29 protein-coding genes are annotated in these 24,806 nt (G+C 70.4%); 5 read left to right on the top strand and 24 right to left on the bottom strand.

The features are described 5' to 3' along the window. Positions 1-664: 664 nt before the first annotated feature. Positions 665-2,143: a peptidoglycan recognition protein family protein gene (locus ACYQ0U_RS15875; RefSeq protein ID WP_459974619.1), complete on the top strand. Its 1,479-nt coding sequence runs from the start codon at positions 665-667 to the stop codon at positions 2,141-2,143. Between the two features lie 367 nt (positions 2,144-2,510). Here the strand turns inward: ACYQ0U_RS15875 and ACYQ0U_RS15880 are convergent, their stop codons facing one another. The 4 genes from ACYQ0U_RS15880 to ACYQ0U_RS15895 all read right to left on the bottom strand — a co-directional run bounded on the left by ACYQ0U_RS15880 (position 2,511) and on the right by ACYQ0U_RS15895 (position 5,694). Continuing rightward, positions 2,511-2,822, bottom strand: coding sequence for a hypothetical protein (locus ACYQ0U_RS15880; protein WP_459974620.1), 312 nt, complete (start codon positions 2,820-2,822; stop codon positions 2,511-2,513). Beyond that, positions 2,819-3,136 (bottom strand): hypothetical protein, encoded by a 318-nt coding sequence (locus ACYQ0U_RS15885; RefSeq protein WP_459974622.1) that lies wholly within the window; start codon positions 3,134-3,136, stop codon positions 2,819-2,821. Before ACYQ0U_RS15885 ends, ACYQ0U_RS15880 begins: the two co-directional genes overlap by 4 nt. Before the next feature lie 679 nt (positions 3,137-3,815). Next, positions 3,816-5,339 (bottom strand): hypothetical protein, encoded by a 1,524-nt coding sequence (locus ACYQ0U_RS15890; protein ID WP_459974624.1) that lies wholly within the window; start codon positions 5,337-5,339, stop codon positions 3,816-3,818. Next, entirely contained in the window at positions 5,329-5,694 is a 366-nt protein-coding gene (locus ACYQ0U_RS15895; protein WP_459974626.1) for a hypothetical protein, read from the bottom strand. Before ACYQ0U_RS15895 ends, ACYQ0U_RS15890 begins: the two co-directional genes overlap by 11 nt. Positions 5,695-5,926: 232 nt before the next feature. Between ACYQ0U_RS15895 and ACYQ0U_RS15900 the strand changes: the two genes are divergently transcribed. Beyond that, complete coding sequence (locus ACYQ0U_RS15900) at positions 5,927-6,781, top strand: hypothetical protein (RefSeq protein ID WP_459974627.1); 855 nt, start codon at positions 5,927-5,929, stop codon at positions 6,779-6,781. A gap of 31 nt (positions 6,782-6,812) precedes the next feature. On the opposite strand, the gene ACYQ0U_RS15905 is transcribed toward ACYQ0U_RS15900, so the two are convergent. The 13 genes from ACYQ0U_RS15905 to glnA form a co-directional block, all read right to left on the bottom strand. Further along, the gene (locus tag ACYQ0U_RS15905) at positions 6,813-6,989 is read right to left on the bottom strand and encodes a hypothetical protein (protein WP_459974629.1); all 177 of its coding nucleotides are present in this window, start codon (positions 6,987-6,989) and stop codon (positions 6,813-6,815) included. Between the two features lie 9 nt (positions 6,990-6,998). Continuing rightward, entirely contained in the window at positions 6,999-7,229 is a 231-nt protein-coding gene (locus ACYQ0U_RS15910) for a hypothetical protein (protein ID WP_459974631.1), read from the bottom strand. 120 nt (positions 7,230-7,349) lie between these two features. Then, complete coding sequence (locus tag ACYQ0U_RS15915) at positions 7,350-7,583, bottom strand: hypothetical protein (protein WP_459974633.1); 234 nt, start codon at positions 7,581-7,583, stop codon at positions 7,350-7,352. Positions 7,584-7,817: 234 nt separating this feature from the next. Beyond that, complete coding sequence (locus ACYQ0U_RS15920) at positions 7,818-8,342, bottom strand: thermonuclease family protein (protein ID WP_459974635.1); 525 nt, start codon at positions 8,340-8,342, stop codon at positions 7,818-7,820. Beyond that, complete coding sequence (locus ACYQ0U_RS15925; protein ID WP_459974637.1) at positions 8,339-9,277, bottom strand: helix-turn-helix domain-containing protein; 939 nt, start codon at positions 9,275-9,277, stop codon at positions 8,339-8,341. Before ACYQ0U_RS15925 ends, ACYQ0U_RS15920 begins: the two co-directional genes overlap by 4 nt. A 7-nt stretch (positions 9,278-9,284) precedes the next feature. Then, positions 9,285-10,001 (bottom strand): hypothetical protein, encoded by a 717-nt coding sequence (locus ACYQ0U_RS15930; RefSeq protein ID WP_459974639.1) that lies wholly within the window; start codon positions 9,999-10,001, stop codon positions 9,285-9,287. Then, on the bottom strand, positions 9,998-10,162 hold the full coding sequence (locus tag ACYQ0U_RS15935; protein WP_459974640.1) for a hypothetical protein: 165 nt from the start codon (positions 10,160-10,162) through the stop codon (positions 9,998-10,000). Before ACYQ0U_RS15935 ends, ACYQ0U_RS15930 begins: the two co-directional genes overlap by 4 nt. Positions 10,163-10,271: 109 nt before the next feature. Further along, positions 10,272-10,679, bottom strand: coding sequence for a hypothetical protein (locus tag ACYQ0U_RS15940; protein ID WP_459974642.1), 408 nt, complete (start codon positions 10,677-10,679; stop codon positions 10,272-10,274). A 507-nt stretch (positions 10,680-11,186) separates the two neighbouring features. Beyond that, complete coding sequence (locus tag ACYQ0U_RS15945) at positions 11,187-12,536, bottom strand: ATP-binding protein (RefSeq protein ID WP_459974644.1); 1,350 nt, start codon at positions 12,534-12,536, stop codon at positions 11,187-11,189. A gap of 99 nt (positions 12,537-12,635) precedes the next feature. Beyond that, positions 12,636-12,950, bottom strand: coding sequence for a hypothetical protein (locus ACYQ0U_RS15950; protein ID WP_459974646.1), 315 nt, complete (start codon positions 12,948-12,950; stop codon positions 12,636-12,638). A 311-nt stretch (positions 12,951-13,261) separates the two neighbouring features. Further along, positions 13,262-14,422, bottom strand: coding sequence for a tyrosine-type recombinase/integrase (locus ACYQ0U_RS15955; RefSeq protein ID WP_459974648.1), 1,161 nt, complete (start codon positions 14,420-14,422; stop codon positions 13,262-13,264). 159 nt (positions 14,423-14,581) lie between these two features. Continuing rightward, entirely contained in the window at positions 14,582-14,857 is a 276-nt protein-coding gene (locus ACYQ0U_RS15960; RefSeq protein ID WP_459974650.1) for a helix-turn-helix transcriptional regulator, read from the bottom strand. 380 nt (positions 14,858-15,237) lie between these two features. Continuing rightward, positions 15,238-16,656, bottom strand: a complete 1,419-nt coding sequence (gene glnA, locus ACYQ0U_RS15965; protein WP_459974652.1) for a type I glutamate--ammonia ligase — start codon at positions 16,654-16,656, stop codon at positions 15,238-15,240. A 182-nt stretch (positions 16,657-16,838) separates the two neighbouring features. Between glnA and ACYQ0U_RS15970 the strand changes: the two genes are divergently transcribed. Beyond that, complete coding sequence (locus ACYQ0U_RS15970; protein WP_459974654.1) at positions 16,839-17,258, top strand: RDD family protein; 420 nt, start codon at positions 16,839-16,841, stop codon at positions 17,256-17,258. 49 nt (positions 17,259-17,307) lie between these two features. After that, the gene (locus ACYQ0U_RS15975) at positions 17,308-18,177 is read left to right on the top strand and encodes an SCO4651 family lipoprotein (protein WP_459974656.1); all 870 of its coding nucleotides are present in this window, start codon (positions 17,308-17,310) and stop codon (positions 18,175-18,177) included. Between the two features lie 2 nt (positions 18,178-18,179). On the opposite strand, the gene ACYQ0U_RS15980 is transcribed toward ACYQ0U_RS15975, so the two are convergent. The 6 genes from ACYQ0U_RS15980 to ACYQ0U_RS16005 are packed head-to-tail and all read right to left on the bottom strand — an operon-like array spanning position 18,180 to position 23,423. Next, complete coding sequence (locus tag ACYQ0U_RS15980; RefSeq protein WP_459974658.1) at positions 18,180-18,893, bottom strand: DUF4191 domain-containing protein; 714 nt, start codon at positions 18,891-18,893, stop codon at positions 18,180-18,182. A gap of 30 nt (positions 18,894-18,923) precedes the next feature. Further along, positions 18,924-19,856 carry a lipoyl synthase gene (gene lipA / locus ACYQ0U_RS15985; protein ID WP_459974660.1) on the bottom strand — a complete coding sequence of 311 codons (933 nt, stop codon included), beginning with the start codon at positions 19,854-19,856 and terminating at the stop codon, positions 18,924-18,926. Between the two features lie 34 nt (positions 19,857-19,890). Continuing rightward, a complete protein-coding gene (locus ACYQ0U_RS15990) occupies positions 19,891-20,859 on the bottom strand; it encodes a hypothetical protein (RefSeq protein WP_459974662.1) in 969 nt (322 codons plus the stop codon). Then, positions 20,856-21,779, bottom strand: a complete 924-nt coding sequence (locus tag ACYQ0U_RS15995) for an ABC transporter ATP-binding protein (RefSeq protein ID WP_459974664.1) — start codon at positions 21,777-21,779, stop codon at positions 20,856-20,858. The genes ACYQ0U_RS15990 and ACYQ0U_RS15995 overlap by 4 nt, the downstream gene beginning before the upstream one ends. A 55-nt stretch (positions 21,780-21,834) precedes the next feature. After that, entirely contained in the window at positions 21,835-22,545 is a 711-nt protein-coding gene (lipB, locus tag ACYQ0U_RS16000) for a lipoyl(octanoyl) transferase LipB (protein ID WP_459974666.1), read from the bottom strand. Then, positions 22,542-23,423, bottom strand: a complete 882-nt coding sequence (locus ACYQ0U_RS16005; RefSeq protein WP_459974667.1) for an alpha/beta hydrolase — start codon at positions 23,421-23,423, stop codon at positions 22,542-22,544. Before ACYQ0U_RS16005 ends, lipB begins: the two co-directional genes overlap by 4 nt. 66 nt (positions 23,424-23,489) lie before the next feature. Between ACYQ0U_RS16005 and ACYQ0U_RS16010 the strand changes: the two genes are divergently transcribed. Beyond that, positions 23,490-23,891, top strand: coding sequence for a hypothetical protein (locus ACYQ0U_RS16010; protein ID WP_459974670.1), 402 nt, complete (start codon positions 23,490-23,492; stop codon positions 23,889-23,891). Here ACYQ0U_RS16010 and ACYQ0U_RS16015 read toward each other — a convergent pair. Then, on the bottom strand, positions 23,860-24,762 hold the full coding sequence (locus tag ACYQ0U_RS16015; protein WP_459974671.1) for a TIGR01777 family oxidoreductase: 903 nt from the start codon (positions 24,760-24,762) through the stop codon (positions 23,860-23,862). The two genes, ACYQ0U_RS16010 and ACYQ0U_RS16015, sit on opposite strands and share 32 nt — an antisense overlap. Positions 24,763-24,806: the final 44 nt, after the last annotated feature.

Genomic DNA, 24,806 nt, shown 5'->3' on the forward strand with positions numbered 1-24,806 from the left:
GCAAGACGAGGCGGAGGACGAGGCGAGCCAGTCGCCGGGCGGCGCGAATGATGCCGATTCGGCGCCGGAGTAGGGCACCGGAGTAGTTGCTGCCGGCACCGGGAACGCGGCTCGGCCTACGGCGGTTCATCGCTGAGCGGGGTGGCCCCTCGAGGGGGCAAGGGGACCGAACCGATGTAGCCCGGAGGACCTGTCCGCCCGTGCTTCCCCCAAAGCGAGTTTGAAAGCAGGCGGGCGAGCGGATGAGGGGAAGGACGAGGAGCCGAACACGAACATCAACCTTCGAAACCGCCGCTACCGGCGTATGCAGCGGCGGGGCCATTGCCCTGGCCAATCAAAGACGATCGTCGCGGGTATCTACTACGCGTGATCGTAGATGTCTACTAGAGTGACCAGTGTGACTAGGGAGAATAACCTGCCCACCCCCGGTTTGGGTCGTCGACCCTTTCTCAAAGTGGCGGCTGGAGGCGCTGCCGTGACGTCGGTAGGTGTTGCGGCGCGCCTGTACCCCGGCGGCGGGCCCACGACGGACGGAGTGCTTGCTCTTTCGACGCACGCCGGCAGCGACGTGCAGTCGTTGCACGTGCCATTGGGGGACGAGCTGCTCCTGCAGGCAGGTTCGCGCCGGTGGGAGTCTCGCCGTCTCCCCACATCGACCCACTCGATGGTTGCCTTCACCTGGAGCGACCAAGATCAGCCGCCGGCGGCGCGAATCCGCGCTCGCCGTGGCGGCTCCTGGACGCCATGGATGTTGGTTCCCGCCGATCTTGACGTACCGGACGGCGAGGATGTCGGGGGCAACCGTGTGCGGGGCACCGATCTGATGTGGATCGGCCGCGCCGACGGCGTCCAGATCCGCATTGATGGTCGCCGTCCCTCGGACCTCGTGCTGGTGCTCTTGTACCCCGAACCGCGACTCAAAGATGACTTGCTGGAGGGTCCCGCCGGGCGGGCAGTTGCACCGAGGAGCACCGATGACGCACGGGTCCCGTGTCCCGAGCTGGTGACTCGCAAGGACTGGGGCGCCAACGAGTCCCTCCGTGACGGCGATCCGACGTACAACCACACTCTCAAGCAGGTCCACATCCACCACACCGTCAATGCGAACGACTATTCTCGCCGTGACGTGCCCGCGCTGATCCGGGGGATGTACGCCTACCACACCCAGACCCTGGGATGGTCCGACATCGGCTACAACTTCCTCGTGGACCGATTCGGGCGTGCCTTCGTCGGCCGCGCCGGCGGTCCCCGCAGGCTCGTCCGTGGGGCTCACACTTTGGGCTTCAACGCCGAGTCCACCGGCGTGTCGGCGATCGGCAACTACGAGACCGCACAACCGACTGACGCCATGCTGAACGCCATCGCAGGCATCGCGGCGTGGAAGTTGGATCGGTTCGACCGGGACCCCCGCAGTACCGTCCGGGTCGAGTCGGAGGGCAGTGACAAGTACCCCGCTGGGCGGACGGTCCGCCTGCCGGTGATCGACGGACACCGCGACACCAACGACACCGCCTGCCCCGGCCGCCATCTGTACGAAGCTCTGCCCAAGATCAGACGGCGTACAGCACGACGCATCGAAGCGGCACACCAGCGTCCCATCGTCGTGGAACGACCCGCCGAGATCACGGGAATTGCGAGCTTGGGCGAAGCTCTCAGGATCGAGCCTGGCATCTATCAGCCCGAAGAAGCCACGCCCACTTACCAGTGGCTGCGAGGCGCGGAACCCATATCCGGCGAGGTAGACCAGACCTACCTGCTACGCGCTAAGGACGTCGGGAGCACTGTGGGATGCGCGATGACCCTGACCCAGCCCGGCGTGGATGCCGTCGTACAGCGACCAACACTCTCCGCTGCGGTGACCGCTCGTCCGGCGCTGGATGTGGTGTCGACTGCGCGCCGTCGCGTGGTGCGTGTTGCCGTCAGTGTCGTCGCGCCCACAGGTGTCACCGCCTCACCCGAAGGACAGGTGACTGTCACGGTCGGCGAGCGCACCCGAACGGTCGAGCTCACGGACGGCCGCGCCGACGTTCAGTTCGGCCGCCGGCGGCGGATGGCCTTGGGAAAGCACGCAGTGCGAATCGTCTATGGGGGGAGCGCGACCTTCCTCGCCGCGGACTGGTCGGGAAGCGTGAGAGTCGACTGATGAACGTGGTGCGCTTGGGGCGACCGATGTGTGAGCAGGGAAAATCATGAGTCGTCGAATCTTGGGTCTGGCTGCCGCGGCGGCGATGGTTGCGCTAGGAGGCTTTCTCACATTCTTCGGACTCGGCGGCCTCGACGGCGAGGCAACGTCTCGATCGTGGGCGACCCTTGGTCCGGTCCTGGCCGGTCTCGGTGTGGCGCTGGCCATCGTGACCTTCAGACCGCCTGGCTGACCACGGCGCGGCCGTGTCCTGACCTTGGCGGGCTGCGCGGACGACAGCGAGCCGAGCAGCGACGACCAGAACAACGCCGAGGTCACGTTCGCCCAGAGCATGCCCAGACGGCCCGCGGTGAAGAGGACTCCTGGCTTAGGGGTTCTTGAAGACGTCGTGGTCACCCGCGCGGCGCCAGCGCACGCGCAGCTCGCCGTCGACGGTGAGGAGCTCGAACGTGGCACGGCCGTCGGGACTGGCGAACGACCAGGTCATCTCCAGCACTCCGGCGGCCGAGCGGACCGGCTTGACCCGCAGTGAGGCCGGCCAGGGTGTCGCGGGATCCGTGGCGAAGGCGTCACATGCCGGGACGAACTTGTCCCGCACGACCTTCTTGAACGCGGCCGCGTGCTCTGCCTTGAGGCGCCGGTAGTCGGCATCGAAGGCGGGGGTGGTCTCGAACTTCACTCGGCCGCGTCGAGGTCGTCGAGGTGGGCGAAGAAGTCCTCGCCAGTCTCGTGGACGAGCACCCGGCCGGCGGCCACGTGCGCGTCGACCTCACGCTCGCGCTTCTGCCACTGCTCGGTCCAGAACCACGCCTGGTCGGCCGGCACCGGTAGCGCTGGCCGCAGCTCGACGACGCCGTCGGAGCGCTCGGTGATCTCCAGCTGCGCCCCGGGCTCGTCCAGGTGCAGGCGCTGGCGCAGGTCGGCGGGCAGCGCGATCACGCCGCGGCGCTGGACGCCGACGTAGCCGTGGAATCCGGGGGGCTCGGCAGTCATGATCCCATCATGCCTCATCGGCCGTTCGGCCGCAAAACCGCTGGGCGGCAAATCGCCGATAACTAACCTTCCGTCTTCCTCATGCGCCCGACGGCGTGGGCTCTGTCGCCATGATCTTGCCTCCCTTGCCAGGTCCGCTTCGGTCTGCAGCGCTCGACCCGTCGAGGCGCTCGAGGTTCAGCACGTTGCCCCGGGGGCCACGTCCATCCCCTGATGGCACGCGCTCGGAGTCGCGGGGTTCCCGGCGGCCGTCTGTGCCCTCGGGCGTCATCGCCCAGTTTGCGGCGCAGCCAACCCAGGTGCACGTCGATCGTCTTCGAGGTGTCTCGATTCGGCGCCGCCCAGCCGGCCGCGGACCGAGCCGCGGCCGCGGGCAGCACTGCTGCCGTCGAGCGGCGCTGGGCACTGGGCTGGGTCGGGCAGTTCTCCACCGCCTGCATGCGGCGAGGGTAGCCGGAGGTCGCTGAGGCTTCGCCGGGAGGCCTACGCCGGTTTCGAGTCTCCGTCGTTCGATGATGTCCACGGCTGTGGGGGAGTTCATGTGGCGATACTCGAGCTCGCCGCCGTTGCCCAGCGGGCGGCGGACAGAACATCGGGCCTCGAGGGCCGCCTATGAGGCGTAGCCATGAGCGGGACTCTGTCCCACGACCGTCCTGCGCCGAAACATGCCAATCTGACCCTATCGAGAGGGACCGGATGGCCGTGTGCCCGACATCGCGTGGGGCTCTCGGACCTCATGACCCATGCGCCTATCCGAACCGACAGGCGACGGTCCTCCCCCCAGACCGTGCAGCGCCGCGACCGCGGAAGCGGCGATCGCGGCAGCACTCGTGGCACTACTGGCTGCGCGCATCGCCTCCGAGACTGGCGCCGGGACAGGGACCAGTCGTTTGGCGAGGATGTCGGCGGGGGAGACCCAGACGACGTCGCGGCCGAATGCCGGAGCAGTTGCAAGTCCGGCCTCGACGTCGTTGTGCGCCCTGCGCGACAGGGCTCGGGCCGGGCCGGTGAGGTCGGGTGCGTCGGCCTTCTCGGCGACGATCACTGCGAGCTCGGACCCGGCCTCGATCGCCCGCAGCGTTGCGGAGACGGCTTGGGGCAGCCCTGGGCGTCCGGCGATGACCTCGGGGATGGCCAGGGTGGTCTTGTCGTGGGTGATCTGGCGGAATGCAGCGCGGACCTCCGCGGCCGCGCGAGCCAGCGGCTCCTCGAGGCAGACTCCCGGGGGAGCGAGGTCGCTCCAGCGGCTGGCCAGGTTGCTCCAGGACCGCCCTGCCTCGGCGATGGCGGGGACCAGGCGCTCGGAACACTCGAGCACGCCGGCGGCCGCGGCCGCGTCGACGAGGACCAAGGTCGCGCCGGCGATGAGCCCCTGGGTGCGGGTGAGCAACAGGATGTTGGAGGGCTCGAGATTCCGGGCCAGCGCGCGGTGGGTCTGGATGTCCCAGTTGGCCAGTGCTTGCGCCAGCCGGCCGGGGTCGTCGGCGGGCCGCATCGCCTCGCCGGCGAGGGCTTGGGGGAATAGGGCGGTCAGGTAGCTGCGGGCGGTGTTCTCGCAGGCGGACATCCGGTCGATCCAGACACCGGTGGGGGCGATCGCGTAGGGGGAGTGGTGCTGTGCCAGGTGGATCCGTCGGCCGGCGCTGCGGGCGTCGTTGACGCGGTCGCGGCCGTGCTCGTGGAGCGCGACGTTGACGGCGTGGGCGGTCAGGTAGAGCCCGTGCATGATCCTGGTGCGTGCTGCCTCGAGGTCGCGGTGAGCGTCAGGCTGCTCGTGGGGGATCTCGGCGCCGTAGCGGCGGACCAACGAGGCGGCGTTGAGGAAGGTCTGGGTCATCTGGTCGATGCGGGGGCTGGTCGGGCCCTGCCTTGGCCAAGCCTTGCGGCCGGAGAGGCTGGTCTCGATGGTTGCGGCCTGGGCGGAGAGGCTGGTGATGGGCCGGTCGCGCTCGTCGGCGCCAGGACGCCGACCGGGCAGGGAAGCCCACAGGTCCTCGGCGGCCGCGACCATCGTCGGCCAGCTGCGCAGCAGCGGGCCGGCGGCGTCGCCGTCGATGTCCATGAGGAGTTGGCGCGCCAGGTAGTCGACGTCGAAGAGCATCTCGCCGACGCTGCGCACGTCGCGCGAGGTCATCGGGATCTGGTCGACGTCGAAGAGCTTCTCGTCGATGTCGGCGTACGCCAGCCGCAGGTCAGTAGCCAAGGCCGCGGGCTTCCCGGATGAGGTCGCACAGGTCGACGACCAGCTGGGAACCGTGCACCAGGTCGGGCCGGTGCAGCGGCAGGGGACGGGTAAGCTCCTCGGCCTCGGCGAGCAGCTGCAGCGGCGTGCGCTCCTCTAGCTCCGCGTCCTCGTCGTGGTCGGGCAGCTCGTGGTCGTCGGGCAGCAGGGCGCTGGCCTGGGAGTGTGCGAGATAGACACCGAGCCCGAGGTCGTGCAGCGGTGAGTCGGCGGCGGCCCGGTCGGCGTCGCTCCACACCTGGGTGGCGGCCTGGTGCAGCAGGAGGGCGATCGAGCCCAGGCGGTCCCAGGTGCCGTCAGCGTTGAGGGTGTCCACGGGTGTTCCTTTCGGTCGGAGGTCGGTCTGGCTCATGAACCCACGTCCGGGTCGGTCCTCGCTCTGCTGAGCGGCGGGCTGTGGATAACTCGGGGTCGTGTCGGCGGCTGGGCACAAACTGGTCTCGTTCGCCTATGTCGTACGGCGTTCGCCGGACGATCACCGCGAGCAAAGTCAAGAGATTCGCACTAGTGCTGACAGATGGAGGAGGGTCGCGATGATGAGGTTCCCGATGACCGTGCTGAGGGTGGTGACGCTGGCGCTGGCGCTGCTGGTGAGCCTCATCCTCACCGTGGTGGTGTGCGCCCTGCTCCCGCCGGCGCTCGGCCTGGTGGCGTTCCTGGCCGCCGTCGGCCTGCTCGTTGCACTGGCGATCGGCCAGCTCGAGGTGCCGGCGATCGCGGCACTGACCCGGTCGCGTCCTGCGACCGCAGCTGAGCTCCAGGTGATGGCGCCGGTGCTCGCCGAGCTGGGCGGCCGCGGCGTCGACGTCGGTGCCCTGTTCGTGCGCCGGCGTCAGGGTCCGAGCCCCCCGGTGGCTGTGGCGATCACGGATCGCGCGGTCGTGGTCACCCCCGGGCTGGTGGAGGCCACGTACCGCGGAGGAGTGACCACTGCGGAGGCGGCCGCCGCGATGGCTCATGCTGTCGGCCGGCGGCGAGCGATCCGGCCGCGGCTGGAGCTCGCTGTGCTGGCGGCGACGACGCCGTGGCGGCTGGTGGTCGCGACGTTCCGTGGCGTGGGCCGGGCCTTCGCCTGGCTTCCGTTCATGAGGCTGGCGTGGACACTGCGGGGTGTCGTCGGGGTGATCTGCATCGTGCAGTCGGTCGCTGAGGGCCGGGCCGCTCCGGGAATCCTCGGCGGTGCGGTGATCGCCCTGACCTACCTGGTGCCGGCGGCCGTCCGGCGGATCGAGGCCCGGTCGGAGGCCGCGGCCGACCAGCTGGTGGTCGCCCTCGGCCTGGGCTCCGTGCTGGCTGGCCTGCTCCAGCGGCATGGGCATCCGATGACGCTCGAGCGGCTGCAGCGCCTGGAGACGGCCGTCGAGCAGCCTCAGCGGCCGCGGCTGCACCTGGTGCACGGCTGAGGACACTCTCCGGGCGCTGCAGGTCCGCGGGCTACTGGTCTTCCTGGAAGCCGGACGTGGAGTGGTGCACGCAGCCGCGGCCGTTGCCCTCGTGCGGCTTTTGGTTCATGCAGGGCAGCGACCCCAGCTTGTGGGAGCAGTCGACCCAGCGGACCGTCGTGCGGCCGCTGATGCGGCGGGCATCCGATGATCCGAGTGCGGTAGCCATCGCGACCTCCTAGCGGCGCGGGCCGCGGCGGCGGCCGAGCTGGGGCCGCTGGTAGGCGGCCGCGTCGGTGTGGTCGTGCTGTCGACCGGACCGGTGGACCTGCGCGATCTCAGCGTCGGGGGAGGGGTCGGTGTCGGCGGCCGCGGCCTGGACGGCGGTCTTCTCGGTGGCCCTGATCTCCTCAGCGCGCTGACGAGCCTCTTCCTCGAGCGCGGCTTCGTCGCGAGCGGCGTCACTCATCTGAACTCCCATGGATCCCGTGGACCGGCACCGGCTGCGCCAGTCCTTCTTGGTCTCCTAAGTGCGGACCAGCGGTGGGAGCGATCACTTCGGCTGATCCGGTTGGCGGCCCCGGGCCGGTCAGGCCGACTGTGCCAGCAGCGTGGCTCCCAGCAGCTGCGCGGTGTGCTCGACGAACGCCAGCGATCCGTGCTCACCGGGGCGGTCGCAGCACGGATGGGTGTCGAAGCCCTCGTTAACGACGACGCGGTGCAGCTGGCCACCGCAGGCACGACATCGCCGGCCGGCGTGGGTGGGGCACTGGTCGACCGCCACGACGCAGGGCAGGCACGCTGCGGGCGTCGGTGGGCTCACTTGGTGATCACGGTCCCAGTCGCGTCGCTGGCGCAGCAGCGTGGCGGTCTGTCGCCACAGCGAATGCTCAAGGTGCGCCGGCGCCGGTCGACCGAGCGCCTGGTCGACGGCTGCTTTGAGCAGCTGCTCACCGCAGCCGAGGAGTCGTTCGTCGACGCCACGGGCGTAGCATCACTGGGCCAGCGTCTTCGCGGCCATCGTCAGCTGCTCGTCCATGACTTGCCTCCCTGGCTCTCAGCAGATGCCCCACAGGCCGCGCTCAGCGCCCTGGGCGTCCTCGGCGGCCGCCGCGTACGCCTCTTCCCGGGCAGGCGCCCGGTCGGCTTCGTAGCGGCGGGCGGCGCCGCTGGACAGGAGCTCGCGAGCTACGTCGACGTCGTCGTGGTCGACGTAGCGCAGCATCCGGTCGTACCGGTCGCGGCTGGGCTGGGCGGTGTCGGTGACTAGCTCGACGGTGCTGCCGACCGCCGCGAGTTGCGCGAGGAGGTCGGTGGCGTCCTCGGCGTAGCACTCGGCCGGCTCCGGCGGGCGGGCGACTTCGGGGGCGTCGATGCCGAGTAGCCGAACTCGGCCGAGCTGGCGGCCGGCGAGGGTCTCGACGCGGGTCGTGTCGCCGTCGACGACCGCGGTTACGCGCACCCGGCTGGTCGTGCCCTCGGCTGGTTCCGGGCCTGTCTGGGCTCCGGGAAGGGCGGCCTTGATCCCGTCGGCGGTCAGCGCGAGGATCGCGGCCGCAGCCAGGCCGATCAGGGCTTTCACCGGGCGACCCTCAGCTGCGGACGCTCGCCGGCAACGGGGATAGCAGGCTGCTGCTCGCGCAGCCCGGGGGAGCGGAAGCCGGTCTCCGGGGCCCGCTCGCCGACGTCGAGCCGGCCGGCGCCCGTGCCTGCCGGCTGCTCGGGGAGATCCGCGGCGATCTTCGCGGCCAGGTCCCGCAGCGGCGGGGTCTTCTCGATGCGCCGGGTCGCCTGCAGCACCGTGGTGTGGTCGCGGTCGAAGTGCCTGGCGATCGTGGGCAGGCTGTGGCCGTGCAGCCGGGCGGCGGTCATGGCCACAGCGCGGGCGTCCGCGGCAGCCCGGCTCCGGTCGGCACCCAGGAGGACCTCGGGTGTGGTGTTGAAGGCCGCGGCGGCCGCCACCACGGCGTGCTCGACCGAGCCATCGGACTTGAACATCGAGGCCGGCGGCTGCCGGTGGAGGTTGACCACGTTCTCCTCGGCGCGGGGGAGCCGGGCGGTGTAGCGGCTGTTGACGTGCTCGCTCACCCGGGCCGCGGCGTCGGCCAGCCGGGGCCGCTCGGCGGTGCGGCGGACTGCATGGATCACCGAGCCGTGATCCTTGTTGAAGTGCTCGGCGATCGCCGGGAGGGACAAGCCGGTCTCGCGGGCGGCGGTCATGGCCACCGCGCGGGCATCGCTGACCGGTCGGCTGCGTTCGGCGCTGAGGATCGCCTCCGGTGTGGTGCCGAACATCGGCGCTGCGGCGTTCATGGCCAGCTCGCACACCGCGGCGGGGCCGGTTGCCGAGGAGGCGGGGACGCTCTGGTCGACCCGGACGGCCAGCACCGTCACCAGGGATCGCAGCTGCTCGGCATCGAGCGGTGCGATCAGGTCGGCGAGCTGGTCGTGCTGGCCGCGGCCGGCCGCGTCGAGGATGAGGCCCGCCAGCTGGCGGCCGCCCTGGTCGAGGTCCATGGCTCCCCTACCGACTCGGGGACCGGGGCGTCGGGAGCGACGATGCGCTCGGGATCGGGTCCCGGCTCTGCTCGGACATCCGCCAGCGGGCGTTGTCGCTGATCTCGCTGGCGATCCCGGCCGACTCCCGGGCGCTGGCCGCGGCGTGGTCGACGACATTGCCGAGCAGGCGCACGTCCTCGTCGGCGCGGCCGAGCTCCTTGCCGGCGGTCGCGATGCTTCGCTCCAGGCTGACCGGCTCCAGCAGGCCCAGGGCAGTGACGTCCCGGCAGGCCTGGTGCGCGGTCTCGACGTGCTGGGCAGCCAGCTGGGCGACCGGCTTCGCGAGGGCGACCATCTCGCCGACGACCGCGATGCGCGGCTTGAGCCGCGCGATCTCGCTGGCGATGACGGGATCGGAGGTGTCGGCCAGGTCGAGGAGGGTGCGGGCGTCGGTGACGGACTGCCATGCACGGTTGAGGTGCGCGAACAGGTCGTGGGTGAGCTCCGGCATGTCGTTGCACCGTGTGCGCAGCCGGCCCAGGTGCTCGCCGGCGGCCTCGAGGTAGAAGGAGCCGCGCTCGGACAGCTTGGCCTTGGCCGAGTCAAGCTCGGCGTCGTCGAGCACGCGGAGTGCGGAGGCGACGGTCTCCTGGAGCTCCTCCACGACCCAGCACGCTCTGCTCACGGCCTGCTCGGCCTCGAACACAGCGTCGGCGCCGCTCAGCGTGGTGTCGGTGGTCATGCCGACTCACGGTCACCGGTTTCGGGCGGGGGAGCGGTGGTAGGCGGCAGCACCTCGCGGAGTCGATCGAGCGCAGCCAGGGCCTGCTCGAGGTGGGCGCGGGCCTCCTGAACCGGGTCACGGTCGCCCGCGGCGGACGGGGAATCGGTGGGCGTGCTCACGGGCAGCTCCTTGGTGGACCGGGGTCATCTCTCAGTCACCAAAGGAAGGTCGACCCGTCGGGGCGATCACCCGACGCGAAGAAATCTCGCGATGCTCAAGTGGGGCGGGTCAGGGCTCCTGCCAGGACATCGACTCCTGCACGTCGTCGACGCCCTGGCTGATGATGTGCGCGGTCGCGTTCCGCGCCGCGTTGAGGTGCTTGTGGAGGTTGACCGCGAGACCGCGGGCCTCCTCCAGGTGGAGGCGGGCGACGCCGATCGCCATGGCCGGGTCGGACTCGTCGGTCATCGAGTCCAAGCTGAGCACCTGGTGAGTCAGGGCCTGCTCGAGCGTGCTGGAGAGCTGCGAGAAGGCCTGGGGGAGCGCGGCCGTGAGGTCGGCGAACTCCGCCAGCTGGTCGGAGGTCTCGGCCGGGATCTGGTCGCGCTCCCACATCGTGGCGCGGTTGAAGCCGTAGACGTGCTCGCGGGCGGCCGTCGCGTGTCCGCCCGCTTCGAGCTGGTTGTTGTCGTCCACCGGGTTGTCCTTCCTGCCGAGAGGTGTCGCTGACTCGAGTCTCGCGGATCTCGCAGGCAGACGCGTGGCCGCCGGCGGCCGGCTGTGGATAACCGCAAGGTCCCCTCCATTCCTGCGAGGCGGGAGACTGAGCAGCATCGAGGACAAAGGGGCCCTGATCGCGTGGCGCGTTGCGATGTCCGCCCTGCGTGGTTCAACGCCCCCAGGAAGTCGAGGCCCGATCGCCGGCTCGCCTCGGCGGTCAGCGAGTGGAACGCCTACTGCGCCCCGACGACGGAGACACTGACGTCAGACGACTCCGAGTTGCTCGACGAGCTGGCCGATGTCGCGCCGCCGCAGCCCCTTGCCGCGCTGCTGCCCGACGCGACAGGGCCCATGTTGCGACGGGCCAGCCGCCAGCTCTAGCGCTATCGCGGTCCGTGTCGGCCCGCTCCAAGCCCCTTACACAGCTGCGTTATGTAACCGAATGTATGCCACCACCGGTCTGGTAGCGGTGCGCGCCGCCGCTCAGGAACGCGGCCGCCCAGATCCGCCGCTGGGCGGTGGCAACTGGCGGGGTTCGTTCTGCTCGCTTCGGCGAAGCATGTGCCGACCCGCGTGCGCTGCTGAGGGATCCAGCCCGGCGTTCGCGATCATCTTCTGCAAGCTCAGCAGTTCGGTCGCTGCTTCGGGTCGCGTGCGTTCGTAGTGGCTCAGAACGAAGCGGTTGAAGAGCGGGACCGCCATCGCCAGCTGGCCGCGCTTGGGTGCGTAGACGTCGCCCTCCTCGATGAGCTCCTCACGGAGCCAGGACAGCTCTTGCTGGGAGCGACCGAGAGTCTTGGCGATCGCCGCTGTCGAGGCCCGCCCGCCGTGCAGAGCGAGGGCGGCAAGGAACTCCATCTGTCGATCGCTGATTCGGTCCCATCGGGGGCCAAGGGTGCGGCGCTCGAGCATGTCGGCGACCTGGGGGAGTGCGGCTTCGACGTCGCCGAGGGTGATCTGGTCGGGCCCGGGCGCGGATGTCCAAATGGCGTGGGCGAACAGCTGCACGTGGGCCGGGTAGCCGTTGCTCGCCTCGACCACGGCTGCCGCCGCCTCGGGGGTCCACGCGACACCGGCCCGGCGTGCCGGCTCCACCACGGCGTAGCGGGCGTCATCGGGTTCGAGAGTGAGGGGGATGGGCTCCAGCACGAAGAGGCGATCTGGGTGGGTCACGCCAGCCTTGCGGAGCGCATCGGGAGTGAAGGGCAGCCCGGTGCCGGCGAAGAGGACCGGCGCGGAGGGGTGGTCGACGTTGAGTCGGTGCAGCGTCGCCGCGAGCAGGGCGAGGTCGGGACCAGAGGCGACCTGGAGCTCATCGACGGTGATCAGCAGGCCCCCGCTGTGGGCGTCCTTGCGGACCTCGGCCGCCAGCGTGGCCAGGGCGTCAGCGAGCGTTCCCGCGTCCGAGCCTGGTGCTGCGGCGTTGGATTGGCGAGTGGAGATCCCGGCACCGATGCCCGCGATGCTGAGGTTGACCCCACCGATCCGCTCGAAGGCCTTGCGGGCGCGCTGCCACGGGCCGGCCTCCTCGGCCATACGGGTGCGAGCGCGCTGGAGCAGCGCCTCTACCAGACCGGCGTGGCCCGAGACAGCCTGGAGGTTGACCACCTCGAAGCCTTGCTCCTTGGCGAGGTCCGCGAACGCGCTCACCGTGACGGTCTTCCCCACGCCGCGCGGGCCGGCAAGGATCATGTCCTGGGCGCGGACGCGGCCGCCAGAGACAATGTCGTTGAGCACCAAGTGCCAGTCACGGAGAAGGCCGTCGCGTCCTGCCAGGACGGGCGGGTTGTGGCCAGCGCCGGGCGTGTACGGGCTCTGATCCACCAGCGCCACCTTCCTAGACTCACCTAGATTTAGAGGGTTTTCTAGGTCAGTCTAGGTGGCAGTCGGCTCACTAGGCCGGAGGAGCGCTTCGCGCTTGCGACCGGCGCGTCAACGGCCGATCCGGGGTGGCGGGACAGGAGCCCCGCCGGCAGTGGACCGGTCAGCGCCGAGGCGGCGACGGGCTGCATGGTCGGGACTCTCAGGGGCTGGGCCGCACTCCTCGGCCCGGAGGGATTCGCCGAGCCTGTCGGCAAGCTCGGCGATATCGGCCAACAGCACCTGCTCGAGGATGTCGGCGATGCTGGCGGCGGAGCCGTCGCAATGGTCGACCAGATCGGCGGCGAGGCGATCGAGGGCGCGGTCGCCCTGCTGGGTGAAGGTGACGATGCCGGAGCCCGACTGCTCCGCAGGTGAAGTGCTCATTGGGTCCTCCTCTGCTTGGTCACCTAGGTGATCCCGGACCTTGGGAGCGATCAACTATGCGAGGGCGTTCGCCAGCTCCGCAGCGGGCGGCGGCCGGCAGGTTCGCCGCTCGCCGTGCCGCAGAACGCGCAGCGCACGGCGGAGTGGCACGGGGGGCATCGGATCCCCTGCAAGTTGCGCTCGACTCGCGGGGCGATGATTCGCCACCCGCAGGTTGGTTCGGGCGGGCTGAGTCCTTACTCGGGCGGCGATCCCCAGCAGAGAGTTTGTGATGTCGACGTGGCGGTCAGGATATCGCTGCGTTAGTCCAGTCAACCTTGCGTTGCCGGGCTAGCGCCCGCTAGCAGCGAGAGGGTTGCCCGAGTTCTCTGTCGGCCCTCTTCCACGTGGCGCCCGGCTGCGAAGGCCGCATCCACTGCTGCCCGGGTTCGCTCCGTGCTGCTGGGCATGAGATGGGTATAGGTGCGCAAGGTGAAGCCGGGGTCGCTGTGGCCGAGGTACTCGGACACAGCGCGAATCGATTCGCCGGCGTCTAGCAGCACGGAGGCGTACCAGTGCCGTAGGGCGTGCATGCCGTTGTCGCGCGATTGCTCTATAACGACACGGCCTTGCGCGGGCTTCCAGAGCCGTGTGTTGAAGTAGTTGCGGTTGAGAGCCGAACGCTCGCGCGTCGTGAGGATGAGCCCTGCGCTCGACTTCTTGTCCGCCTGGGGCATTCCCCACGGGAGCGTGACGCTTCGCCGTGGGTAGGTAGCGAGGTGGCTGCTGAGTTCCGTTGCGACACTCTCGGGCAAGGGGACGGTCCGGGTCTTGTCGCCCTTCGGCAGGCCAAAGACGAGGCGGTTTCCTCCGAATACCTTGACTTGTCGCCTGACCTCGACCACCCCGCGGAGGAAGTCGATGTCCTCGACCGCGAGCCCGAATACCTCGCCTTGGCGTAGTCCCAGCCCCGAACCTAACGTGACTGCGATCCTGTATTGGGGCGGAAGCGCGTCGTGCATGGAGGAGACCCATTCGGTCGGCCAAGGCACCACCTTGCGGCGCGACGTTGCGGGCCTTGTCACTGAACTGGCCTTGCACGGATTCTTGGCAATCATGTCGTCGTCGACCGCAGCCGAGAAGATGGCAGACACATTGGAGAAGATGACGCGTCGGTAGGTCTCGGCCATCTCCATCGATCGCAGGAGCTTCTGGATGGTCGACGGCTTGATCTGTCGCAGCTCGAGGTGTCCCAGCGTCGGGAACACATGGAGCCTGAGTCGCAACTCCGTCGCCTCATAGGTCAGTGGACTGAAGGTCCGGCTGTCGAGCCACTCCTCGGCATAGGCCCGAAACGAGATTCTGCCGGCGTCGACATCAAGGTAGGTTCCACGGAGTTTGTCCGCCTCAACCGTGTTGCGGAACGCGACCGCCTCGGCTTTGCGTCTGAAGGTCTTGCGGCGCTGCCGCCCCTCGGGATCTCGATAGTTCACAACGTAACGGGGGCTCCCGTCGCCCGCTGGCCTACCGGGACTAACGCTGGCCATGGCTGTCCTTGGCAGACTCCGACCGGGTGACCAGCAATGCTGACGAGCATCTGCGGCCTGGTCGCGCTGGAACCGATTCCGCCTGAGGCTGACGGCCTCTCGGGATCACTGATTCTCCTCGAGTTGCACCGTCCAATTGATCACGGTTGCTGCCCGCCAGCGCAGGTGCTTTCCGACACGGAAGCCGGCCGGGCCGTAGCCCGTCGTCCGCCAGGAGTAGATGGTCTGCTTGGTCACGCGAAGGTAGGACGCGACATCGTCGATGTCCCACAACTCTTGGGCGTCGACCAGCCTGGGTGCCCGGCTGCCGCGGCCTCCGCGCCGCCGCGGCCCAAAGATTCCCGATTCCATAGCCGGCACGTTCGAGTTCGTTGTCATCATCAAGCCCCTCCTTGCGGCGTTGACGGACAGTTGGTCTACGGGCACCTAGGTCCGACGGCGGCACCGGAGCGATCACGTCGGTGGGAATGATGTGGCAGCAAGATGACTCGGGCATCGCGGCGACGGTCGCCGAACTGTGCCATGCCAGGCTGGTGGCTGGGCCAACCGACCCGGGCCGCGACCTACCCGGAGTGGCTCCTAAGGACCGTGTGGCAAAGGAGGGCGCTACCCAAATTTGTACCGGATTTGTAACAGGCGAGCGGCTACCAACAGCAAACGCCGCCGAACGACCAAAAGGTCGCTCGGCGGCGTTTGTGCAGGTCAGCGGCTGTTCTTTGCGGTTGTTCGGCGTTGCTGAATGACCGCAGCCGGAGGCCCGGTTAGATGTCGTAGTAGAGCTCGAACTCGTGCGGGTGCGGGCGCAGCTGCACGGGGGCGATCTCGTGGGTGCGCTTGTAGTCGATCCACGTCTCGATCAGGTCGGGCGTGAAGACGTTGCCGACCGTGAGGAAGTCGTGGTCGGCCTCGAGCGCCTCGAGGACGGCATCGAGGGAGGTCGGCACCTGGTCGATCTCGGCCATCTCGTCCGGCGGGAGCTCGTAGATGTCCTTGTCGATCGGGGCGGCCGGCTCGATCTTGTTCTTGATGCCGTCGACACCGGCGAGCATCAGGGCCGAGAAGGCGAGGTAGGGGTTCGCCGACGGGTCGGGGAAGCGGGCCTCGATGCGCTTGGCCTTCGGGTTCGAGCCGGTGATCGGGATGCGGACCGACGCGGAGCGGTTGCGCGAGGAGTACACCAGCGAGATCGGGGCCTCGAAGCCCGGCACCAGGCGGTGGTAGGAGTTCACCGACGGGTTGGTGAAGGCCAGCAGCGCCGGGGCGTGCTTGAGGATGCCGCCGATGTACCAGCGGGCGAGGTCGGAGAGGCCGCCGTACCCGGTCTCGTCGTAGAACAGCGGGTCGCCGTCCTTCCAGAGCGACTGGTGGACGTGCATGCCCGAGCCGTTGTCGCCGAAGATCGGCTTCGGCATGAAGGTGACCGACTTGCCGGCCTCCCACGCCGTGTTCTTGATGAGGTACTTGAACTTCATCACGTCGTCGGCGGCCTTGAGCAGCGTGTCGAAGCGGTAGTTGATCTCCGCCTGGCCCGCGGTGCCGACCTCGTGGTGGGCGCGCTCGACCAGGAGGCCCGACGCCTCCAGGTTCTTCACCATCTCGTCGCGCAGGTCGCCGTAGTGGTCGTACGGCGCGACGGGGAAGTAGCCGCCCTTGAAGCGGGTCTTGTAGCCCCGGTTGTCGCCCTCCTTGCCCGAGTTCCACCAGCCCTCGACGGAGTCGATGTGGTAGTAGCCCTCGTTGGCGGTGGTGGAGTAGCGGACGTTGTCGAAGATGTAGAACTCGGCCTCGGGGGCGAAGAACGCGGTGTCCGCGATGCCGGTGGTGTTGAGGTAGGCCAGCGCCTTGCGCGCGATGTTGCGCGGGTCGCGGGAGTACGCCTCGCCGGTGATCGGGTCGTGGATGAAGAAGCTCAGGTTCAGCGTCTTGGCGGTGCGGAAGGGGTCCACGTACGCCGTGGACGGGTCCGGGAACAGCGCCATGTCGGACTCGTTGATCGCCTGGAAGCCCCGGATGGAGGAGCCGTCGAAGGCGAGACCGTCGTCGAAGACCGACTGGTCGAACGACGAGACCGGGACGGTGAAGTGCTGCTCGATACCGGGCAGGTCGACGAAGCGGACGTCGATCATCTCGACGCCCTCGTCCTTGATGAACTTGAGCAGCTCGTCGCTGTTCTGGAACATGCGTCCTCCTTGGCTGCTCTCGGGCGCAGCCGACATGGGTCACGGGCGGCCGGGGCGACGCTGCGCCGGACGTTGACCGCAACGTATGCACGGGCAGTTTCCCGACCGTATCCGCTTTGTTTCGGGCATGTAACAGGTGCCCGGCGACCGGACTTCCGAACCCTCCGCCTACGCTGACGCCCGTGCCCGAGCAGCCCCTGCCCTACGAGACCGCCTCCTGGGGACGCCGCGTCATCGCCCTGCTCGTCGACTGGCTCGTGTCGACGCTGGTGGTGGTCTTCTTCATCGGCTGGGACGACTACTCCCGGACCGGCAGCCCGAGCGGCCTCCTCGTCCTGCTGGTCTTCGTCGTGGAGTCGGCGCTGTTCACCGCCACCGTCGGCGGCTCCTTCGGCAAGATGGCGACCCGTCTGCGGGTGGTCCGGGTCGCCGACGGAGGCCGCCTCGACCCGCTCCGCGCCCTCGCGCGCTCGGTCGCCGTGGCGCTGGTGATCCCGCCGCTGGTGTTCAAGCGCGACCGGCGCGGCCTGCACGACCTGATCGCCGGGTCGGCCACGGTGACCCTCCAGGTCCAGAAGGCAGCCCAGAGGACAGCCGGGTAGCCCGTCCGGGCCAGGTTTGGCCCTGGGGTCGGCGGTTAGCCTGACTGGTATGCGCCAGACCACCCGCCACCTCGCCGTACGCCGTGCGGCCGCCGCGACCGTCTCCGTGCTCGCCCTCGGCGGGCTCGCCGCCTGTGGCGACGACTCCGGTGAGGGCGACGCGGGGACCGACTCCAGCAGCCAGGTCGCGGGGGAGAGCGGCGACCTCGAGGAGGGCGACGAGGTGGACGCGGCCGAGTTCGTCCGGACCGTCACCGACGGGCTCGAGGCGAGCACGACCGCGCACGTCACGATGACGATGAGCCTCGGCTCCTCGGGCGAGATGACCGCGGAGGGCGACCTCGACTACACGACCGACCCGCCGAACGTGGCGATGACGATGTCCTCGCCGCTCGGCGGCGGCGACATGGACATCCGCCTGGTCGACGGGATCGTGTACGTCTCGATGGGTCAGGTGACGCGGGGCAAGTTCATCGAGATCGACCCCGCGGACCCGCAGGGACCGCTCGCGGGCATGGGCCTGGACGGCATGGTCGACCAGATGGACCCGGGCAAGGCGCTCCAGAACCTCGAGGGCAGCATCTCCACGGTCGTGTACGTCGGCGAGGAGGACGACCTCGACCACTACGAGATCACCGTCGACCCGCAGCAGATGCTCGACCAGATGGGCAGCGACCTGCCGCCGGCCGCCGAGTCCGAGGTGCCGGACTCGCTGACCTACGACCTCTGGCTCGACGACGAGGGTCGATTCTCGAAACTCAGCATGGACGAGTTTCCGCTGGGCGGCACCAGCGGCTCGATGGAGATGACCGTCTCCGGCTGGGGCGAGGAGGTCGACATCGAGGCCCCCGCCCCGAGCGAGATCACCGAGATGCCCGAGCTGGGCTCGATGATGCAGGGGATGAACGGCGCGGCGTAGGCCTACCGGCCGCGCATGTTCTGCCGCATGCCCTTCATCGACGTCGGCACGGGGCCCTTGGGCAGCGGGATGTTCGAGCGGTTGGCGTCCAGCGCCTTGAGCCGGTTGATGATGTCGGTCATCTCGGCCGGCTTGACCTGGCGCCCCAGCTTGGTGATGTGCTTGACCAGCTTCGGCAGCGGGACCTCACCCTCGCCGTTGCCGCAGATGACCTCGTGGATCGGGGTCTCGGCGGCGACCCGCTCGTGCTTGCGGCGCTCGGTGGCGAGCAGCCCGCGCAGGCGGGTGTGGTTGCCCTCGCCGACCAGCACGATGCCCGGCGGGCCCACCACGCGGTGCACGATGTCCTGCTGCTTGTTGAACCCGACCATCGGGTAGGACCGCCAGCCGCGGCGCAGCATCCGGAGCGCGGCCGCGGCCGCGCCGGGCTGCCCCTCCATCTGGGCGTACGCCGCCCGCTGGGCGCGCCGGCCGAAGACGATCATCGCCAGCAGCGTGCCGAGGAGCAGGCCGCCGACGACGGCGAGGACGATGCCGAGCAGGCCGTCGGTCAGGAACCAGAAGGCCGCGAAGCCGATCGCGAAGCCGACCACGAAGCAGCCGAGCATCCAGAAGGGCAGCGCCCGGTCCGTGCGCTTGGCCATCCGGTAGGTCTCGAGCATCTGCCGGCTGCGGCCCATCTTCTCGGGGTCCACCGCCTGTGCGTCCTTCGCCATGCTTCCTCGTTCTACGTGTGGTGGGTCGAATCAGACGGCCGCGCGGGCGTCCATTGCCTGACGGTACAGGCGACCGGCGCGGTAGGACGAACGCACGAGCGGGCCGGACAGGACGCCGGAGAAGCCGATCTCCTCGGCCTCGGCGGCCAGCTCCACGAACTCCTCCGGCTTCACCCAGCGCTCGACCGGGTGGTGGCGCACCGACGGGCGGAGGTACTGGGTGATCGTGATGAGCTCGCAGCCCGCGACGTGCAGGTCGCGCAGCGCCTGGCTGACCTCCTCGCGGGTCTCGCCCATGCCGAGGATGAGGTTCGACTTGGTGACCAGGCCGAAGTCGCGGGCCTGGGTGATCACGTCGAGCGAGCGCTCGTAGCGGAACGCCGGGCGGATCCGCTTGAAGATCCGCGGCACGGTCTCGACGTTGTGGGCGAGCACCTCGGGTCGGGACTCGAAGACCTCGCGGAGCAGGTCCGGCTTGCCGTTGAAGTCCGGGATGAGGTTCTCGACGCCGGTGTCGGGGTTGAGCTCGTGGATGGCGCGGACGGTCTCGGCGTACAGCCAGGCCCCGCCGTCCGCGAGGTCGTCGCGCGCGACGCCGGTGATCGTGGCGTAGCGCAGGCCCATGGTCCGCACCGACTCGGCCACGCGGCGCGGCTCGTCACGGTCCAGCGGCTGCGGCTTGCCGGTGTCGATCTGGCAGAAGTCGCAGCGCCGGGTGCACTGGTCGCCGCCGATGAGGAAGGTCGCCTCGCGGTCCTCCCAGCACTCGAAGATGTTGGGACAGCCCGCCTCCTGGCACACCGTGTGGAGTCCCTCGGACTTCACCAGGCTCTGGAGGTGCTTGTACTCGGGGCCCATCTTGGCCCGGGTCTTGATCCACTCCGGCTTGCGCTCGATCGGGGTCTCCGCGTTGCGCACCTCGAGCCGGAGCAGCTTGCGTCCTTCTGGGGCAACCTGCGTCACGTGCACCAACTGTACGCCGGGGGAGAAGCGGGTCTCACGGCACGTCGCGGCGGCGGAACGACACCACCGAGCCGGCGACCGTGCCCAGCAGCGCGACGCCGTAGTAGCCGACCCCGTGCCACGGCGAGAGGTCCCGCTCGGGGTCGCACTCCGACTCCGGCTCGGGCTCGCGGTGGACCCGCCCGGAGTAGCAGGACTCCGGCACGGCCACGTAGTACGTCGTGCCGTCCTTGACGATCGCGGCGACGTTCTTCTGCGGCTGCCACTGCTCGCCCAGGCCGAGGGTGGCGATCACGATGCCGCCGGCGATCGCGACGCCGAAGAGCACGCCGACGGTGGCGACGGTGCTGCGGAACAGCATCGTCAGGGCGTAGCCACCGAGCGCCGCCGCGGCGGCGAAGCCGGCGCCGCGCAGCGCGAAGAGCGTCGTGTCCACGAGGCCCCCGTCGGCGACCGGGATGTCGCGCAGGTGCATCGTCCCCCACATCGCGAGCCAGTACGCCGCGCTGACGACCACCGCGGTCAGCAGAGCGACCAGCGTCACCGCGAGCGCCTTGGCCGTCCAGACCCGCCCGCGTCTGGCCTCGAACAGCAGCTGGTTGCTCATCGACCCGCTGTTCCAGTCGTGGCCGGCGAACGTGGTGCCGACCAGCAGCAGGAGTGCCGTCAGCACGGCGACCAAGCCCATGCCGACGCCGCCGAGCCGCTCGCGCGTCAGCGTGAGCTCCTCGCGGTGGGTGTTCCAGCTGACGATCTGCTTCTCGCACCGCTCCTCGTCGGCGGTGCTCGGCAGGCCGTAGCGCCGCGGCCGCTCGACGCAGCGCTCGATCTCACCGGCGTTGTTCTGGAGCACCGAGGCGATCTCGCTCTCGGAGACCGGGCGGGTCGACCAGGCGCGGGTGGTCCCGATCAGCGCCGGGATCGCGATGCAGAACAGCAGCAGCAGGACCACGGCGCGGCGCCAGCGCAGGCGGGTCAGCTCGACCCGGACGAGGCGGATCACCGGTCCGCTCCCGGTGTCGAGCCCAGCTCGGTGCCGGCGGTGAGCTCGAGGAAGACCGCCTCGAGGTCGCGCCGGACCGGGGTCAGCTCGGTGAGCCAGATGCCGGCCGCGCCCAGCGCTTGGGTCACGGTGGCCGGCCGGTCGGTGTCGACCACCAGTCCGTCGTGGACGGTGAACCCGGCGTCGGTGAGGACGCGGGTGGCGGCGGCGGGGTCGGGGGCGCCGACGCGGTACGCCGTGCTCGCCCCGACGAGCTCGTCGACCCGTCCGCTGGCGAGCAGCCGGCCCTGGCCGATGATCGTGGCCGACGTACAGACCTGTTGGACCTCGGCGAGGATGTGCGAGCTGAGCAGCACGGTCACGCCGGACTCGCCCAGGCCGCGGATGGTCTCGCGGATCTCGCGGATGCCGGCCGGGTCGAGGCCGTTGGTCGGCTCGTCGAGGATCAGCAGGTCGGGATCCTTGAGCAGCGTCGCGGCGATCGCGAGCCGCTGCTTCATGCCGAGCGAGTAGGACTTGTAGCGGTCCCGGTCGCGCCCGGTGAGGCCGACGGTCTCGACGGCGGCGTCCACCCGTGCGGATCCCGCGCCAATCGAGCGGGCGAGCAGCAGGAGGTTCTGCCGGCCGGTGAAGTTCGGGGAGAACTTCGGGCTCTCGACGACCGCGCCGACGCGGTCGATGACGTGGGCGAGCCGGCTCGGCACCGGTTCGCCGAAGAGCCGCATGCTGCCGCCGGTCGCCCGGGCCAGGCCGAGCAGCATGCGGATCGTGGTGGTCTTCCCCGAGCCGTTGGGGCCGAGGAAGCCGTGCACGCCGCCGGCGGGCACCGCGAGGTCGAGGTCCGCGACGGCCACACGCAGCCCGCGGCGCCCGCGGAACTCCTTGCGCAGCCCCGTCGCCTCGATGACGAGGTCGGTCACCACTCGATCCCAGCACGCGGCGCGCGGCCCGTGTGGAGGCGCGCCGGGTGCAGGCCTACCGCTGGGGCGTGAGCAGCTCGATGCGCGGGCCCTTGGCCGGGTCGGGGCGCGGGTCGTAGTCGGGGGTGGCGTCGTAGGGCGCCCAAGCGAGGAGCTCGACGAGCCGCCGCTGCACGATCGGCGTCACCTCGGCCACGGTGACGTCGCGCCCCAGCTCGCGGCTGAGCGAGGTGACGCCCGCGTCGGCGATGCCGCACGGGACGAACCGGTCGTACCACGCGAGGTCGACGTCGCAGTTGAGCGCGAAGCCGTGCATGGTCACGCCGCGGCTGACCCGGATGCCGATGGCGCCGACCTTGCGCTCGGGGCCCCGGTCGTCCTCGCGCAGCCAGACCCCGCTCCGTCCGGGCACGCGCGCGGTGGTGACGCCGAGGTCGGCGCACGCCCGGATCAGCGCCTCCTCGACCCGGCGGACGTAGTCGACGACGCGCACGTGGTCGGGGAGCGTGACGATCGGGTAGCCCACCAGCTGGCCGGGGCCGTGGAAGGTGATCTTGCCGCCGCGGTCGACGTCGATGACGTCGGCGCCCCCCGGGTCCAGCGGCCGCTCGTGCGGCTCCGTGCGCTTGCCCGCGGTGAAGACCGGCGGGTGCTCGAGCAGCAGCACCGTGTCGGGCTGCGCCCCGGCGGCGACCCGCTCGTGGACCTCGCGCTGGAGGTCCCACGCGGCGAGGTAGTCGACCAGCCCGGCCTCCTGGAAGTTCACGGCCTCGAGCCTACTGCGGCGCCGAGGAAGGCGAGCTCGTCGGGCAGCATCCGGCGCCAGTACGCCGCGTCGTGGGCGCCCGGCTCGAAGCTGACCTCGGCGTCGTCGGGCAGACCCTCGGCGTAGGCCTCGACGTCGCGGTAGAACGGGTCGCCGGTCCCGCAGTCCACGCGGACCGCGATGCCCTCGAGGTCGGCCTGGGCACCCATGATCGAGTACCGCTCGTACTCGGCCGCGTCGACGAAGCCCGACGTCGAGGCCTCCTCCGGGTCGCGCCACAGGGCCGGGCTCGCCGCGACGACGGCCGCCACCCTCCGGGACCCGAGCTCGCCGGCGAGCCGGAGCGCGCCGTACCCGCCCATCGACCAGCCGATCAGCCCGATCCGGCGGGTGTCGAGCCCGCGCTCGGCCAGCAGGGGCAGCAGCTCCGTGGTCACCATCGCGCCGGCGTCGTCGCCGTCCGGGCGCAGGTGCCAGTAGGTCGACCCGCCGTCGGCGGCGGCGATCGCGAAGGGCGGGACGCCGGCGGCGACCGCGGCGGCGAGGTACTGCGGCAGCCCCATCTCGGGTGACACGAGCGTGGCGTGGTCCTGGCCGAGCCCGTGCAGCGCGACGACGACCGGGAGGCGCTCGTGCTTGCCGGGCGGGCGGACGAGGCACCAGCCGGTCTCGGTGGCCAGGCGCGCGGAGGAGACGAACCGGCCGTACTCGACCGGCCCCGGCGCGACGTCGGGCACGGTGCCGGCCGGGCCGTTGAGGTGCAGGGTCGCCTGGAGCCACGGGCGTCCCGGGAGCACGCCCTGCTCCACGCCGTACCCGGCTCCGGCGACCAGGGCGGCGGCGGTGCCCCCGAGCAGGAGCGAGCGACGGCTCAGCACGCGGTGAGTGTGCCACCCCTGTGGAGGAGCGCGGACGCGACCCTCCGGGTGGGTATCCCTCTCCCCATGCTGCCTCTGATCCTCGCCCTCGCGGTCTCGCCAGTCGCCGTCCTGCACGCGTGGGACGAGCAGCGCGCCGGTGCCTGGGCGGCGGCTGACGCGCCCGCGCTGCGGGCGCTCTACACGCCCGGCTCGGAGGCCGGGCGGCGCGACGTGGCGATGCTGCGGGCCTGGTCGGCCCGGGACCTGCGGGTCGACGGGCTGCGGACCCAGCTGCTCGACGTCGACGTCCGCCGGCGTACGCCGGACCGGCTGGTGCTCGCCGTCACCGACCGCCTCGTCGGCGGCGTGGCGGAGCCCGCCGGGCTCGCGCTGCCGCGGGACCGGCCGAGCCGGCACGTGGTGGTGATGCGCGTCGTGGACGGGCAGTGGCGGGTCAGCGCTGTCCGGTCAGCCCGGCCCGGATGACGTCGTCGACGGTGCGGTCGCGGAAGGCGTAGCCGCTGTCCTCCAGGACAGCCGGGCGCAGGTTGATCGAGCCGAGCGCCTCGGGGGACAGCGGGCCGGCGCCGAGCCTGATCGCGGCCGACGGGGCGACGAGGAACGACTTGCGGTGGACCGCCCGGGCGAGGGCGTCGGTGAACTCCTGGTTGGTCGGCGTCTGCGGGCAGCAGAGGTTGGCGGGGCCGTCGACGTCGTGCTCGACCAGGTGTGCCGTGGCGCCGACCCAGTCGCGCAGGCTGATCATCGCCATGTGCTGGCGGCCGTCACCGAGCCGGGCACCGAGCCCCAGCCTCGTGAGCAGCGCCAGCTGCTTGAGCGGGGCGCCCGACCGGTCCATCACCGGCGCGGTGCGCAGGACGCTGACCCGGGCGCCGGCCTCGACCGCCGGTGTCGCCGCGTCCTGCCACTCGCGGGTGACCTCGGTGAGCAGGCTGTCGCCGCGGCTGTCGGACGCCTCCGTCACGACGGCGTTGCCGTGGTCGCCGTACCAGGCGATGGCGTTGCCGGCCAGGAACGCGGGCTTCCGGTCGCTGTCCGCGATCGCCCGGGCCAGCACCCGGGTCGTGGTGACCCGGCTCTCGCGCAGGTTGCGCGCCCACGTCCGGGAGTGGGGGTTGCCGATGGTCGGCGTACCGGCGAGGTTGACCACGACGTCGGCGCGCTCGAGTATCTCGCGGTCGTAGGTTCCGGCGTACGGGTCCCAGGAGGACTCGTGCGACGAGAGCGCCGGCCGGCGGACCAGCGAGACCACCGCGTGGTCGCGCGCCCGGAGCTCGTCGGACAGGTGGCTGCCCAGGAAGCCGGAGGCTCCCGCGATCACGACGTTCAGCGGCATGCGGTCAGCCTGACACGACCGTCAAACGCCGAGTCGGCGCCGTC

It is taken from the genome of Nocardioides pyridinolyticus (assembly GCF_054653575.1).